At 70.0% G+C, this 14,326-nt stretch carries 14 protein-coding genes and 1 pseudogene; 5 read left to right on the top strand and 10 right to left on the bottom strand.

The features are described 5' to 3' along the window. Positions 1 to 257: 257 nt before the first annotated feature. Positions 258 to 908 carry a response regulator transcription factor gene (locus tag ACBJ59_RS51935; protein WP_357672791.1) on the bottom strand — a complete coding sequence of 217 codons (651 nt, stop codon included), beginning with the start codon at positions 906 to 908 and terminating at the stop codon, positions 258 to 260. Continuing rightward, positions 905 to 2,647 carry a sensor histidine kinase gene (locus ACBJ59_RS51930; RefSeq protein ID WP_375117389.1) on the bottom strand — a complete coding sequence of 581 codons (1,743 nt, stop codon included), beginning with the start codon at positions 2,645 to 2,647 and terminating at the stop codon, positions 905 to 907. Before ACBJ59_RS51930 ends, ACBJ59_RS51935 begins: the two co-directional genes overlap by 4 nt. Positions 2,648 to 3,177: 530 nt before the next feature. Here ACBJ59_RS51930 and ACBJ59_RS51925 point away from each other — a divergent pair. The 4 genes from ACBJ59_RS51925 (at position 3,178) to ACBJ59_RS51910 (ending at position 6,128) form a co-directional block, all read left to right on the top strand. Continuing rightward, a complete protein-coding gene (locus tag ACBJ59_RS51925; protein WP_375117388.1) occupies positions 3,178 to 3,924 on the top strand; it encodes a type II CAAX prenyl endopeptidase Rce1 family protein in 747 nt (248 codons plus the stop codon). After that, positions 3,921 to 4,802, top strand: coding sequence for a BTAD domain-containing putative transcriptional regulator (locus tag ACBJ59_RS51920; RefSeq protein WP_375117387.1), 882 nt, complete (start codon positions 3,921 to 3,923; stop codon positions 4,800 to 4,802). The genes ACBJ59_RS51925 and ACBJ59_RS51920 overlap by 4 nt, the downstream gene beginning before the upstream one ends. A 145-nt stretch (positions 4,803 to 4,947) precedes the next feature. After that, positions 4,948 to 5,553: a hypothetical protein gene (locus ACBJ59_RS51915; RefSeq protein WP_375117386.1), complete on the top strand. Its 606-nt coding sequence runs from the start codon at positions 4,948 to 4,950 to the stop codon at positions 5,551 to 5,553. A gap of 329 nt (positions 5,554 to 5,882) precedes the next feature. Then, entirely contained in the window at positions 5,883 to 6,128 is a 246-nt protein-coding gene (locus ACBJ59_RS51910) for a hypothetical protein (RefSeq protein WP_375117385.1), read from the top strand. Between the two features lie 15 nt (positions 6,129 to 6,143). Here the strand turns inward: ACBJ59_RS51910 and ACBJ59_RS51905 are convergent, their stop codons facing one another. From ACBJ59_RS51905 to ACBJ59_RS51880, 6 genes and pseudogenes are all read right to left on the bottom strand, one after another. Then, positions 6,144 to 6,518 (bottom strand): BTAD domain-containing putative transcriptional regulator, encoded by a 375-nt coding sequence (locus ACBJ59_RS51905; RefSeq protein WP_375117499.1) that lies wholly within the window; start codon positions 6,516 to 6,518, stop codon positions 6,144 to 6,146. 7 nt (positions 6,519 to 6,525) lie between these two features. Further along, positions 6,526 to 6,786 (bottom strand): annotated as a pseudogene (locus tag ACBJ59_RS51900) (BTAD domain-containing putative transcriptional regulator); the annotation flags it as partial. Positions 6,787 to 6,807: 21 nt separating this feature from the next. Continuing rightward, entirely contained in the window at positions 6,808 to 7,062 is a 255-nt protein-coding gene (locus ACBJ59_RS51895; RefSeq protein WP_375117384.1) for a winged helix-turn-helix domain-containing protein, read from the bottom strand. A 143-nt stretch (positions 7,063 to 7,205) separates the two neighbouring features. Next, positions 7,206 to 9,011, bottom strand: a complete 1,806-nt coding sequence (locus ACBJ59_RS51890; RefSeq protein ID WP_375117383.1) for an ABC transporter ATP-binding protein — start codon at positions 9,009 to 9,011, stop codon at positions 7,206 to 7,208. Between the two features lie 41 nt (positions 9,012 to 9,052). Continuing rightward, positions 9,053 to 10,015: a RimK family alpha-L-glutamate ligase gene (locus ACBJ59_RS51885; protein WP_375117382.1), complete on the bottom strand. Its 963-nt coding sequence runs from the start codon at positions 10,013 to 10,015 to the stop codon at positions 9,053 to 9,055. Positions 10,016 to 10,057: 42 nt separating this feature from the next. Beyond that, positions 10,058 to 10,267, bottom strand: a complete 210-nt coding sequence (locus ACBJ59_RS51880; RefSeq protein WP_375117381.1) for a hypothetical protein — start codon at positions 10,265 to 10,267, stop codon at positions 10,058 to 10,060. A 524-nt stretch (positions 10,268 to 10,791) separates the two neighbouring features. On the opposite strand from ACBJ59_RS51880, the gene ACBJ59_RS51875 reads away from it, so the two are divergent. Continuing rightward, positions 10,792 to 11,001 (top strand): hypothetical protein, encoded by a 210-nt coding sequence (locus ACBJ59_RS51875; RefSeq protein WP_375117380.1) that lies wholly within the window; start codon positions 10,792 to 10,794, stop codon positions 10,999 to 11,001. 673 nt (positions 11,002 to 11,674) lie between these two features. Here the strand turns inward: ACBJ59_RS51875 and ACBJ59_RS51870 are convergent. Both ACBJ59_RS51870 and ACBJ59_RS51865 read right to left on the bottom strand, forming a co-directional pair. Then, a complete protein-coding gene (locus ACBJ59_RS51870) occupies positions 11,675 to 13,531 on the bottom strand; it encodes a hypothetical protein (protein WP_375117379.1) in 1,857 nt (618 codons plus the stop codon). Between the two features lie 5 nt (positions 13,532 to 13,536). Beyond that, positions 13,537 to 14,304, bottom strand: coding sequence for an ABC transporter ATP-binding protein (locus ACBJ59_RS51865; protein ID WP_375117378.1), 768 nt, complete (start codon positions 14,302 to 14,304; stop codon positions 13,537 to 13,539). Between the last annotated feature and the right edge of the window lie 22 nt (positions 14,305 to 14,326).

Raw genomic sequence — 14,326 nt, 5'->3', positions numbered from 1 at the left:
CCGGGAACCGGAGTTGCCCAGAGATCAGGTGTCCACCAAACCGGGTCAACTCCAAGAGGGTAGATCTTTCCGTCACTGACACAACCGCAGTAAACCCCGGATTTACTGCGGGAAGGGAGCGCCCACCTGCGCGAACGTGCGCCACAGGCAAGATCAGGTCTACGCGTTTACTGCGGCAGTGCATTCTGGCGTTCAATTCGGGCCGGATGGCCCCAGCACCCGGCCCTGGCGCGCTGGTTGTACGTCGGCTTGAGGTGCTATTCGCCCAAGCCCGCGCGGCGGGCGCGGACCACCGCCTGGGCGCGGTCGGCCACCTGGAGTTTGGCGAAGATGGACGTGAGGTGGTTCTTGACGGTCTTCTGGCTGAGAAACAGGGCCCGTGCGATTTCGGCGTTGGACTTGCCGGAGGCCAGCAGGTCGAGGATCTCCCGCTCCCGCTGGGTCAGCTCGGGGAACGGGCCGCTGTCGGGCCCGCTGGTGAGGAAGCGGCGGATCCTTCGCGCCACGCCCGGCCCGTACACCGCCTCTCCCCGGGCAACGGCGGACACGGCGGCGAGGAAGTCGGGGCCGGCGGTGCCCTTGAGCACATACCCGCGCGCGCCCGCCCGCAGCGCGGCGAACACCGACGCGTCGTCTTCGCTCATGGTGAGCACGAGTACGCCGAGGTCGGGGCGGCGGTCGATGAGCTGCCGGGTCGCCTCGGTGCCGGACATGCCGGGCATGACCAGGTCCATCACGACGACGTCGGGGTCGAGGGAGAGCGCGAGCTCGATGGCCTCCTCGCCGTCGCCGGCCTCGCCGACGACCTCGGCGCCGCCGATCTGTTCGAGCAGCGCCTTGAGGCCGTGGCGGAGCAGCGGGTGGTCGTCCACCAGCAGCACACGAATGGAATCTGTGGGGCCGTTCATAGGGGAAGCACCGCCTCCACGAGGGTTCCGCGTCCGGGCTCGGACGAACGTCGCAGGTCACCGCCCACTTCGGCGGCACGTTCTCGCATGCTGCCGGATCCTACGCCCTCGCGCAGCGGCTCCGGCAGGCCACGCCCGTCATCGCGGATCCGCAGTACCAGCCGGTCGGGCACGGCCTTCGCGGTGATCTCCACGTTGGCGGCGCCGGCGTGCTTGAGCGCGTTGGACAGGGCCTCCTGCGTGATCCGGTACGCGGCCACCTCCACGGCCGCGGGGAGGGCTGGCAGCGGTTCGGGGATGGTGACGGCGATGTTCGGGCCCTTTGGGGTGTCCAGTGCGAGGTCCTCCAGGGCTCCGGACAGGCCCAGCTCGTCCAGAGCGGGTGGGCGTAGGTCGTGGACGATCCTCCGGACGTCTCCGACGATCGCCTGCGTCAGCTCCCTGACGCCGGTGACCTGCTCGCGCAGCTCTGGTGGTGCCGTGGCCTCGATCACGTACAGCCTGAGTCCGATCGTGGTCAGGTCCGCGCCGAGGCCGTCGTGCAGGTCGCGGCGCAGGCGGCGGCGCTCCTCCTCGCGCGCCTTGACCAGGCGCTCGCGTGAATCCCTGACCTCCGTGGCCAGCCGCACCGCCGCCAGGGCCACCGCCAAGTGGGGCGCCAGATCGTCGAGTACCGCCCGATCCGCCCTGGTCAGCGGCTCCCCTGGTGACCGGGGCGCCGCCCGCAGCTCCCCTTCCGTTCGTCCACCGCTCAGCAGCGGGATGCGTACGCCATCATCGGGAACGCCGCCGAAGACCGAGATGGGGACCTCGGCGGCGGTGAGCACGGCGACGGACGGCAGCCGCAACGTCCGCGCCACGGTCTCGGCCGCGCCGTCGAGCAGCTCGGTCGGCGCGGCCGTCGCCTCCAGCCGCTGCCCGAGATGAGACAGGGCCGCGGCGGGCTCCCCCCGGTTCCCGAACAGCACGCGGCTCACGGCCCGCTGTACGGCATCGCGCGCCGGCGCGAAGGCCACCGCCACGACGCCGGTGGCCAGCAACGACTCCAGCACACCGCCCTGCTGCCTGAACAGCGCGTTCAGAGTTGTCACGGTGGCCACGTAGGCGCCCAGCAGCAGCCCCGCGACCAGGAGGTACACGACGGTACGCCGGATCAGCACCTCGATGTCGAACAACCGGTAACGGAAGATCGATACTGCGGTGGCCAGCGGCAGGGCGGGCAGGGTCAGCGCCAGCAGCCAGATCCCGAGGGACCACGTACCCCCGGAATGGGTGGAGTCGACCAGCGCCGCCAGCGCGATGGCGACGGCGGCGGGGAGCAACGGCATGAGCTGACGCCGATCCTGAGCCCGCCGCACCCGCACCCCCAGCGCGAGCGCCCCCACGACGGCTGCCGCACTCACCACCACCCCGAAACAGGCCGCGATGATCTCGGTCGGCACGAACCCCACCGGGCTCGGCCGCTCACTCCCCCAAACCCACACCATGTCCCTGAACATGAGCAAGACCTGCAGGATGGCCATGCCCGCGATGAGCGCCCCCATGACCGGCCGCCACCTTCGCGACGGCAACCGCCCGTCGGGCAGGAACGCCGGCAGCAGGAATAACGGCCCGAACCCGGTGAAGAACACCCAGTTGACCACCCAGGAGCTGAATTCGGTGCCCGGCCATCCGTGGGCTTGGCCGTACACGCTGTAGCCACCCGCCAGCGCCTGCAACGCCAGCCCTGTGCCGCCCAAACAGAACAGCCACCCAATGGGATTACGCGGTTGCCGCGCTACGATCAACGCTCCCACCAGCGGATAGGTCAGCCCCACTACGGCGTCCAGCAGAAGGTACGTAGCGTCCTGAACCGGGACGTTGACCGTGAGAACGGCGCCGATCAGGATGGCCGCTGCGCCCGCGCAGGGGATCGCCCAAGGCCAGGTGGGAACACGCACAGGAACATCGTCCCGTTACGCCCCATCTGGGGCAATGGGACCAGAGTCCCGCCCCACCCAGGACCTTGCGGGTCGGCGCCTGCATCTTGTGCCCCGGCAGGTGGCCGGCCGAGGGAGGCGTCCAACGTCGAGGGAGGCCTTCCCCGAGTCGGGACCCGGTGGGGACCGGGTGCTCACGCGGGTGGGACCGGTGGGCGAGTGGACTGCTGGTCATGCACACGACATCGCCACCGATCACACACCGAGTCACCCGACGGCAGCTGACGACCTTCGCCCTCGTCCTTCCCGCGCTCGTTCTGCCCACCGTGGCCTTTGCCGTGGCTCAGGGTGTGGATCTGGATCGGCTCGATGACGCCCCGGTCGGTGCGCTGATAGCGCTGTACGGGCAGGCGTTCATGCCGGCCGTGGCCGCGCTGATCGCGTGGGCGGTGGGAGACAAGGGACTACGCGGCTTCCCGTGGGGATTCCGCCGTACCCCTTGGAGGAACATCGCGGTGGCGTGGGCGCTGCCGGTGCTGGGGACGGGGCTGGCGTACGGGACGGCCTGGGTGACGGGGGCGGCGCGTTTCGACCCCGGCTCCACCAGCCTGCCACCTCTGATGAGCGTGTTGCTGGGCCTCATCCCCGGGGTGGTGCCGTACATGGTGCTGGCGATCGGGGAGCAACTGGGTTGGAGTTCGTTGCTGGTCACGCGGCTGTCCAAAACCAGAGGCGCGGCCGTGATCGTGGGGCTGGCGTGGGCGGCGTTCCACTTCCCGTTGATGCTGTTCGTCCCAGGGGCGGTCCGGGCGGGGGTGCCCACGCCGTACGCGCTGCTGTGGTTCACGGTCGAGGCCGTCGCGCTGGCCTTTCCGCTGGTGGGGCTGCGGATTCGTACCGGGAGCATCTGGCCGGTCCTGGTGCTGCACGCGACTCTGAACGCCTCCATCTACCTCGCTGCCGAGCCCCTGACCGCGGCGACCGCACACTCAGCCTGGTGGCTGGGCGAAGGGGGCGCGCTCACGTCGGGCGCGATGGTCGTCGCCGTGCTGGCCACCCGGCGTTGGTGGCGTGACCCCAGGTGCGTGACCCGATGACGAAGGTAGGGCTGCGCGTGCTGGGCTCGTTCCGTGGCGAGGTGGCGGGCGAGCCTGCCAACCTCGGTCCCGCAGGTCAGCGCGCCGTTCTGGCCATGCTGGTCGGTGCGGGAGGGCGGGTGGTCACCACCGACGGGCTCATCGACGGCCTGTGGGGCGGCCGGCCGCCGGCCACGGCGCTGGCCTCGCTCCAGGTGTATGTCTCCAACCTCCGCCGTGTCCTGGAGCCTCGCCGGCCACCGCGCGCCCCCGCGTCCGTGCTGGTCAGCGCCGTACCTGGGTACCGGTTGTGCCTGGACTCGCAGGACGTGGACGCGTGGCGGTTCAGGGAGCTGGCGTACGCCGCGTTCGCCGAGCAGGACCGTACGCGAGCGGTCGCCATCGCGGACGAGGCCCTGGCGCTGTGGGAGGGCCCCGCGTACGCCGAGTTCGCCCACAAGCACTGGGCGGCGCCGGAGGCGGCCCAGCTGGAAGAACTACGGCGAGCCACCGTGGAACACCGGGCCGAGGCCGCCCTGGACCTGGGATGGCACGCCCAGATCATCCCAGCGCTGGAGCAGCACACCCGCGATCATCCCTTCCGCGAGAACGCCGCGCGACTGCTCGCCCTGGCCTGTTACCGGTCGGGCCGGCAGGGTGACGCCCTGGCGGTGATCGCCAGGACCCGCCGCCTGCTGGTGCACGAGCTGGGCGTGGACCCCGGCCCAGGGCTGCGGGAACTGGAGTCGGCCATCCTCGCCCAGTCCAGGTCCCTGGACCTGGTCTCGCCGCAGCCGCTGCGGCCGGTCGCCACCGCACCGTCCCGGCGCCGCACGCCCGCCCACCGGCTCCGGCGTCCGTGGGGCCGGTATGCGCCGTGCCACCGCTGCCCGCCATGAGGCCGCCCGTGAACAGCTCGCGTAGCCCGCCCTTGGAGCCGCCCCGGCAGCGTCCGTGCGGTCCTCTGTGAAAGCGCAATACGCCCCCAACCCTTATCGCCAGGGCGGACCCACCGCCCGGCGGAACTCCAAGGAGAAGAAGACCATGAACATGCGAATCCTGGCCGGCAGCCTGGTGGGCAGCGGCGGCATCCTGTTCGCCCTCGGAAACGTCCTGCACCCCCTGGAGCACAGCGAGGCCGCCCATTCCGCCCCGACCTGGGAGGCGGCGCACCTCATCTTCGCCCTGGGCGGCCTGCTGATCGCCGCCGGGCTCCCCCTGCTGATCGCCGTGAGCCAGGCGCTCCGGCCGTCCAAGCTGGCCTCGATCGGCGGGGTCGTGCTGGCGATCGCGTTCGCCGCCCTCGCTCCTGGCGCGTGGTTCGAGGCGTACGTCGCGCCACTGCACGGCGTCGCCGAACAGGTGGAGGCCGGTGGCGGCGGTGCGGTCAACGCAGTGGCCGGGATGGTGTGGATGGCGTCGCTGGTGGCGTTCGGGGCCGGCCTCGCGTGGCGCGGGGCGCGGCGCTCGGCGCGGCTGGCCGGCGTGGCGCTGTTGGCCGCGGCACTGGTGCTGATCGTCGGTCCGGGCCTGCCTGTAGTGGAGGGGTTGGTGATCATCCCGGCGACGGTTCTGGCCGGTCTCGGGCTACTGGCCGTGGGCGCGGCGTCGGCGCGTACGACCGCCGAACCCGTCCCCGTGAACGCCTGATAACGCAACACGGGACCGGCGCCGCCTGGGTCACGTCAGGGCTAACCGGTAGGCGGTGGTCTTTAGCCTGCTCGGCGGCCGTGGTCTTGGCGCGGGCGACGCCAGGTTCGTGGTCAGGGTGCGGTTGGCTCGGGCCCCAGGTCACGCTCCCGCCCAATACGGTGACCACCCAGAACCGCTCGGTCTCGGAGCCCACCAACCCCAGCCAGGCCAACAGCAGCTACACGATCACCTGGCACAAGTGACCCCACCTCGCTCCAGGGTCCCGTTCCCGTTCCGGAAACGGGGCCTTTCCGTTGGTGGCCGCGTCCATTGGTCAAGGAGGAGAGATGGGCCGCTCATCTCGGATCGTGCTGCAGCGCGACCTGGCTCGCGTCGCGGTCCAGCGGGTGAACAGGTGGGAGTACCTGACCGGGATTATCGATGCCGAGCGCGAGCAGATGCGCGCCGAGCGGCTGGCTCGCGGCGAGCCCTACGACTATGAACCTGGCCGACGACGACGAAGCCTGACGCGCTCGGTCGTGCACGTGCATGCGTGCTCGACATCCCCTCTTACGCGTGCAGGCGCGCGCTGACCCAGGAGCACCCCGTTAACGCCGGATTCCGTTCCAAATCTCTCTGACCCCAGGCTCCCCGGCGACCAGGACGACCTGCCCGCTCTCCGCCGCCTTCGCCGCGTCCGCCAGGAAGTCCAGGGCGCGCTCGCGCCCGATGAAGAGCCGGTCGTCCACGTGCGGCCGCGCCGCCGCCCCGGGCGTCTTCGCCGGTGGAAGCGGGGCCGGCAGCAGATCCGGGTCCTGGTGGAGCACCGCGGTCTCCAGTTCGCGCAGCCGTGGCCCGGGATCGATGCCCAGTTCGCCGGCCAGCGTCCCGGGCACGTTCCGCAGGCATTCGAGCGCTGCCGCCTGCCGCCCCGACCGGTAGTGGGCCAGAACGAGCAGTTCCCAGGCCCGCTCCCGCCGGATGATCCCGTACGAACGGATCGAGCCGGGCGACCACGTCGGTGAAACGCCGCAGTTCGGGCAGCGCGGCGGCTTGGCCCTCCACGGCGTCGAGCCGCAGTTGCTCCAGCCGCCCGATCTCGGCCTGCGCCCATTCCTCCGACCGCACGTCGGCGTACGGCTCGCCCCGCCACAGGACCAGCGCGGCGCCGAGTCGCTCGGCGGCCTGCGCCCGGCGCCCGCCGGCCAGATCGTCGAGCCCGCCGGAAACGCACGCCGGACTCCCGCACATCGAGATCGAGTCGGTCCGTCATCAGCCCGTAACCGTCGGGGAGACGCGAGAGCTGCGGCCGGACTCGAGGCAGCGGCGCAGGTTGGACACATACACCTGGAGGCTGGCCTGTCCGCTGACGGGCGGCTTGCCCGCCCACAGCCGCTCCGACAGCAGATCGACCGGGACCACCCGGTCGGCGTTGATCGCCAGCAGGCCGCGCTGCTTGGGCGGCCCCACCGATGCGGCCTGCCCGTTCATGACCAGTTCCAAAGGCCCGAGAAGGTTCAGCCGCACCCGCACATCCTAGAAAGGTACGTACCGAGACGTCCAGGTATGGCCGGCGACCCCGTTCAACGCGAGGCATTCCGTACGACATCCGGGCCCGGGGTGGCCCTGGGCCCGGCTTCCGCGTCAGCCAGGCTCACCGTCAGCCAGGCTCACCACCGCGTCGGGGAGCGAGTTGACGACTGCCGCCAAGAAGCGGGCGCGGGGGATCGGACCGGCTCGCCCGCCATTTCCTGGAGCGGCCCTTGCGACGCCCCGGCAGTCGGTTGGCCTGCATGCCAGGTCTTGGACCAATAGTGGTAGAGCTCCGCGTAGCGCTCGCCCCAGTCGATCAACTCGTCGTGAGTCCCCTGTTCGACCAGCCGTCCCTCGTGCAGGACGAAGATGACGTCCGCCGCGCGGATCGTGTCGAGCCGATGCGTGACGGCAATCGTCGTACGTCCGGCCAGCAGCGGGAGCAACGCCTCCTGAACCTGTCGCTCGCTTTCGGTGTCCAGGGCCGAGGTCGCCTCGTCGAGAATGAGGATGCGCGGGTCGTTCAGGATCGCGCGGGCGATGGCCAGACGTTGTTTCTCGCCGCCCGACAGCCGGGAGCCTCGCTCGCCCACCACGGAGTCGTAGCCGTCCGGCAGCCGCATGATGCGGTCGTGGATGCGGGCGGACCTGCAGGCGGCCTCCAGCTCGGCCGTCGTGGCGTCCGGCTTGGCGTAGCGGAGGTTGTCGGCGATGGTCGCGTGCAGCAGCACCGGTTCCTGGGTCACCACGCCGAACAGCGTGGCCAGTGAGTCGCGTGTCAGGCGGCGTACGTCGGTGCCGTCGATGGTGATCCGGCCGTGGTCCGGGTCGTGCAGCCGCATGATCAAGTGCGTCAGGGTGGTCTTGCCCGACCCGCTCTCCCCCACGATCGCGGCGAACTGCCCGGGCTGGACGGCCAGGGTCACGTCCCGAAGGGCGGGCTGCCCCTCGTGCCGGAAGGTCACCCGGTCCAGCCGGATCTCACCGCGGGTCGCCTCCTTGCGAACGGCGAGCGCGTCCGGCTGGTCGATGACCTCAGGCGGGTGGTCGAAATACTCAAAGATGCGCTCGAACACCGCGGTGGCGGCGCGGAATTGGACTGTGACCTGCATGAGCTGGCCCGCGGGGAGGAAGAGCCGGGCCTGCAGCGAGGTGAACGCCAGCAACGTTCCCGGCGTGGACGCGTCGGCGAACCCGGCGGCGAAGTAGACCACGGCAGGCATGATCAGGAAGAGGGCTTGCAGCGCCGCGGTCAGCGCCTGCGCCGACACCGCCGCCCGCAACTGCAGGCCGGACAGACGCCGGCTCTCGCTCTGGAACCGCCGCACGCCGTGATCGACCCGGCCGAAGATCCGCGCCAGCAGGATGCCGGAGATCGACAGCGTCTCCTCGGCGATGACGCTCATCTCGGCCCGAGACTGCTGCACGGCGGCGATGACGCGGCGCTGGTGCAGGGCCACCTTCGCCGTCAGCCAGGCGGCGATCGGCAGCAGGCCGATCGAGACCAGCGTGAGCCGCCACGACAGGGCGAACAAGCCCGACAGGGCGGTCACGCAGGTGAGGACGTTGGCCAGCATCGTGGGCACGGTCGTGCTGACCGTGGTCTGGACCTCGGCCACGTCACCGATCACCCGGGACTGGATCTCTCCGGTCCGGGTGCCGGTGAAGAAGGTCAGCGGCAACCGCTGCAGGTGCGCGTACAGGCCGGTGCGCAGCCCCTCCATCACCTCCTGGCCCATCCGGCTGGCCACGTATGACTGCAGCACGGTCAGTCCGCCGCTCAGCGCGGTGAGCGCGATGGCCACCGCCAGCAGGCCGCACAGCAGGCCGATGCGTGGCCCGCCGCGCGCGAACAGGCCCGCATCGACCATTTCCCTGACGAGGAACGGCAGCGCCGCACCGAGCCCGGCCGAGATCACGATCAGGATGGCGATCAGGAGCACCTGTCGCGTGTACGGTCGAAACAGTGACAGCACCCGCCGGTTCATCGGGTGGCTTGGCCGTACAAGAAGTCGGTGAACGTCTCGATCAACGGCAGGCCGGCCATGCCTTCGACGAACAGCCATTGGCCTTGTGGATTGACCTCCAGCCAGACGTATTCGTCGTCGTCGGTGAGTTTCAGGTCGAAGATGCCCATGGTCAGGTTGAGGCGCCGCAGCACGGCGCGCAGGGCGTTCTGGATGTCAGAGGGCAGGTGGTGCTCGGTCGCGGGGATGTCGAGGTTCGGCCGCCAGTCCAGGTCATCGGACTCCAGCAGGGCGGCCAGCACACGCTCGCCGAAGACCTGCACGCGCACGTGTCGCCGTCCGGGGACGAGCTCCTGGTAGATGGCCGGACACAGGCGCATCGCCGACTCGTTGGCCAGCAACTTCTCGCTGACCGTCGCGGTCGCGGCCGGAGCTTGCACCACCCCGCGGACGGCCTTGACGATGGCGCTCGGGTGGATGCCGCAGAACTTTCGGATCTGGTCGGGTGACTGGCTGATCAGCGTTTCCGGGATCCGCAGGCCGAGATCGTGGGCCGCCCGCAGCTGGACGACCTTGTTCTGCGCCGCCCAGAAGGCCTCCGGGTGATCGATCCACCGTCCGCGGAACTCGGTCGTCAGCATGCCGAGCACGGCGGCCCTGGTATCGGCGTAGATGAGCTCACGATCGCCGGGATCGGTGACCTCGGGATTGGCCGTCGTGCGGGTGTTGCCCAGCCGCCTGAACCAGATCGCGTCGATTCCCTGCACATCCACCGCGGTCCCGTCGTTGGCGGGAAACACCGACTCCGTGAATCCCTGCGGGGACCAGCTGAGACCCGGCGCCCGGCTGAAATGGTCGGTTTCGAAGATGTGCACCGTCGCTGGGTAGCGCCGTTCCATTTCCGCCTTCACGGCGTGGGCGTGCAGGTCGCGCTCATGCGTGACGACGGCAATCCGCGCGGACCTTTCGTGGTTACGCATGAGCGTGAACCTCTCTACTCGATGGCTAATGTGGTGCGGCGCCTAGGCGGCGTAGTCGCAGTCGCCCCAGCCGTCGCCGGAACCGCTGATGGTCTCCTCCGGGCGCATCGACTCGATCTTGTGCAGGTCCCACTCCAGCTCGAGCCGCTCGATCAGGTCGCGCTCCCACAGAGCCAGCTCGGGGGCCGGGGCCAGCGTCACCCGCTCCTGACCCACATAGATGGCGGGCCTCACCCGCGTGTCAACCGTCATGGTCGTTTCCCTTTCGACAGGCCGCGACGTGAGTTCGTCCGACTGCATCGAAGCTTGACGCCCAACACTTATTGATCCCTTGGCGGCGGCTTGGTGGATACCGTTCGCCATGCTCACGCCTGTCGAGGCGGAGGAACATGGCGTTGTCGAGTCTCGGGCGCTGCCCATCGAGGTCAGCGGGCCGAGGTCCTTGGCGGGGTCGGGTGAAGGCCCCAGAGGCTGGGCTGAACGCCTGGTCGAAGTGGATGACCGTGCCGGTCGGCGGGCCGCCGTGCGGGCGGCCAGGGAGCTGGATGTGCGGGTGCCGCCTGTCGTGTCGCCGCCGATGGGGATCCGCGGCACCCTGCCTCCCGCGGATCGGCGCCAGGTGAAAGGGAGGGGAAGCGTCGTCAGGCGCTGGGCCTGGGGCAGGGTCTCCAGTGCGAGAACGTTCCAAGTCGCCGCCAAGTGATCAATTAGCGCCGGACGTCAAGCTTCATGCAGGCGGACGAATCCACGTCCCGCCCTGTCGAAAGGAAAACACGATGACGGTTGACACGCGGGTGAGGCCCGCCATCTATGTGGGTCAGGAGCGGATGACGCTGGCCCCGGCCCCCGAGCTGGCTCTGTGGGAGCGCGACCTGATCGAGCGGCTCGAGCTGGAGTGGGACCTGCACAAGATCGAGTCGATGCACCCGGAGGAGACCGTCAGCGGCTCCGCTGACGGCTGGGACGACTGCGACTGGGACCGCTGATCCGAGTAAGTCCTGAGTCGGGTCAGTCGTTATAGACGATTTGTCGACCGCAGTCGCGGACGGCTTGATGCGTCGTGGTGTCGTTGCCGAAGGGGACGACACCACGACGTCGGCGTTTGTCGATGATTGTGTGGGGCTGATGCTGTCGTCGGGGCCGCCCCGATGACCGGCGCCGACGACACAGAACGTCACTACACGGGGAGCGGGATGACGCTGCCGCCTCTTTCAGCTGGCTGCTTCTCGGCGGCCTGCTGGTCGGTGTGATCTTCATGCCGACCCGCACCTCCACGAAGACGTACATCCTCTACGACGGCGCGTGGGCGCAGATCGTCACGCACAAACGGGACGCCCCAGGATTCCCACGCGCAGCCCGCGAGGGGATCCATGCTGCGCTCCGCAGTGCGACGAACTCCTGACCACTCACTCAGTTACCTGGCGGCTGGGGTCACGTTCGGGAGCGGAGGGCCTACGGCGGTGGCCAGCACGCCGCCGGTCGCGTCCCGGACGCGGCGTAAATAGATCACGAGCGTAGGTTCCGCACTGAACCGCCAAGTTCCGTACGAAGGAGTCCCACGCTCGTGACTCCAGCCTTCAACCCGGCTCTGGCCGAGGTCGACTTCTCGGCCGTGGAGCCGGCCGCCTGAGGGCACCAGAGATGCTCTCACCGGTGGCGCTATGCGACAGATCGGCGTGATCTGGCCAAGTAGTGGAGCCCGATCCCCAGACCGGTGGCGAGTAGGACAAGTCCGATGATGATCATAACGATGACCGTCGGCCATTGGAGGCTGTCCGGCAGATGTAGTGCCACGAACCACGAGCGGTTGATCTCGCCGGTGGCGAGCATGATCGCGGGGACCGCGCCCTGTGCCACCAGGGGCACCCAGCACAGCGTCAGGCTGGCGATGACGTAGGCCCGTCGCCCGGCGGGAGCAAGGTCGAGGCCGAGACGCCGCAGGCCCGGATCGGGCTGGGGGCGGTACGGTGGGCCGGGGTGCTTGGCTGGGGCGATCGTCGGGCGCCTGCGTGCGGGTTGCGTGCCGGAACGAAAGCGCAGGAGAAGGTCGGGTGCAGTGCTCTGCAGCCGGGCGGCCGCGATCCGGCCCAGCAGCCACGCCATGGTCGCCCCGCCGGCTACCCCGACCACCGGTCCGGCCCAGATCGGGCCCTGCAGTACAGCCAGGAAGGCCGGTGCGGCGCTGGCTGCGGTCAGGATCAGCATCAGCAGGACCTGGGCGAAATCGGTGCCATTGTCCAGCAGGTTGCCGCCGCGGCGGTGCGGGTCGCCCAGCGGGACCGGGCGCAGGACCGAGACCAGCGCCGTGGTCCCGGCTCCGCCGCCCAGCACTGCGGGAATCAGAGCGGCCAGCCACGGCCAGGCCTCGTGGTGGCCGGAGGCAACGACCAGGCCGACGGTCAGCACCACGGTGGGTGGCGCGGCGACAAGGAACCAGCCGAGCTGCCGGCCGCGCACGTCGTGCCGAATCGCGCCGGGGATCATGATCTTGCCCCATAGTTCGGTGCCGTCGTCGCCGTAGAGGTTGGCGGAGATCGCCGCGATCCAGACGGCGAACAGCAGCCCGGTCCACGGCAGGAACACCGTGGAGCCGGCGGCCAGCGGCAGCAGGCAGAACACCAGTGCGTACGCCAAGGCGAAACAGAGGAAGTGGAAGCGCTGCAGGTCACGGGCGTAGGTGCGCAGCTCGCGGGCGGCGACCGCGGTGACCGGACCGCGCACCCACCGGTCGGCGGTGGCCCTGGCGGGTCGTCCGCTGGCGCGGCGGGTGGTCAGCCGGCGCTGGATCAGCACGGCCCAGCCGTACAGACATGCCGCCCCAAGCGCAGCCAGGCCCGCCAGGGCGGTCGCCACGAGCGGCCAGTCACCGTGTGCGGCAGCTTCGACGGCGGTCAGACCCCAGCCCGAGGGAAGGGCGCGCACCCACGTGGCGGCCACGCTGGGAAATCCGGTGTCCAGCGCCGTACCGGCCAGGGGTGATAGCACCCAGCCGGAGTGGAGAGCGGCCAGCACCGTCGCGCTGACCAGCGCCGCAAGCGCGGCGCCTGTGCGTGATCGCATGACCTGGCCGAGGGCGGCGGTGACCAGCCGGGAGGCGATCACGGTGAGGACGAGTTGGAGGATGGCCGCCACCACGGCGACCACCGTCGCCCCGAGCCCGGTCGCCACGACCACCAGTCCGGCCAGCGCCACCATGGTCACCGCCGGTGCGACACCGATGAAGGAGGCGGCGGCCAGGCCGACGGTCAACGCGCGCGGGGACATCGCCTGCAGGGAGAAGTGCTCGGGGCGCAGGGTCTCATCCCCGCCGCCGAACAGAGCGGGCCCCACGAGCCAGCCGGCCGTCCAGAGCGCCAGCGCGGCACCGAGCAGGTCGAGCCGCAGCGACGCGACCGGATAGTCCCGACCGGCGAGCAGCACGACCGCGCCCGCGAGCGCCAGGCCCACCACACCACCGAAGATCATCTGAGCGGCACGCTGCCCGCTCAGCGAATTGCGCAGGACGGCCAGCTTCATCCGAATCAGGACGCCAACCACGCCAGCGCCTCCATCTCGGGCAGCTGGCCACCGACCAGGCTCACGAACCGCTCCTCCAGGCTCAGCCCGCCACGCACCCGCTCCAACGGACCCGAGGCGGCGACCCGGCCCGCGTCGATCACCGCGACGTGGTCGCAGAACTGCTCCACGAGGGCCATCACATGGCTGGACAGCACGACCGTCCCGCCGCCGCGCACGAACCGCTGCAGAATCACCTTGATGGTCGCCGCGCTCACCGGGTCGACCGCTTCCAGCGGCTCATCGAGTACCAGCAGCTTCGGCGCGTGCAGCAGGGCGGAGGCAAGGCCGATCTTCTTGCGCATGCCGGTGGAGTACTCCATCACCAGGGTCCGGCCAGCCGTCTTCAGCCCGAGGGTGTCCAGCAACTCCTCCGCCCGGCGATCGACCTCGGAACGCTCCATGCCGCGCAGCAGACCTGTGAAGCGCAGCAGTTCCCGGCCGGTCAGCCGTTCGGGCATCGCCAGCCCGTCGGGCAGCACGCCGATCAGTTTCTTGGCCCGTACGGCATCCGCCCACACGTCGACATCGAAGATCTCGGCACGGCCCGCATCCGGCCGGAGCAGACCCACCGCCATCGACAACGAGGTGGTCTTGCCGGCGCCGTTGGGGCCGACCAAGCCGAAGAACGAGCCGCGCGGCACCTGCAGCTCGACATGGTCCACGACGTGCCTGCGGCCGAACGTCTTGGTCAGGCCAATCAGTCTCAGTGCTGGTGATTCCACAATGCCCATCCTCCATCCTGTACGGCACGTG

The sequence above is a fragment of the Nonomuraea sp. MTCD27 genome (genome assembly GCF_041950495.1).
Taxonomy (GTDB): domain Bacteria; phylum Actinomycetota; class Actinomycetes; order Streptosporangiales; family Streptosporangiaceae; genus Nonomuraea.
This window is presented reverse-complemented; position numbering and strand designations above follow the sequence as displayed.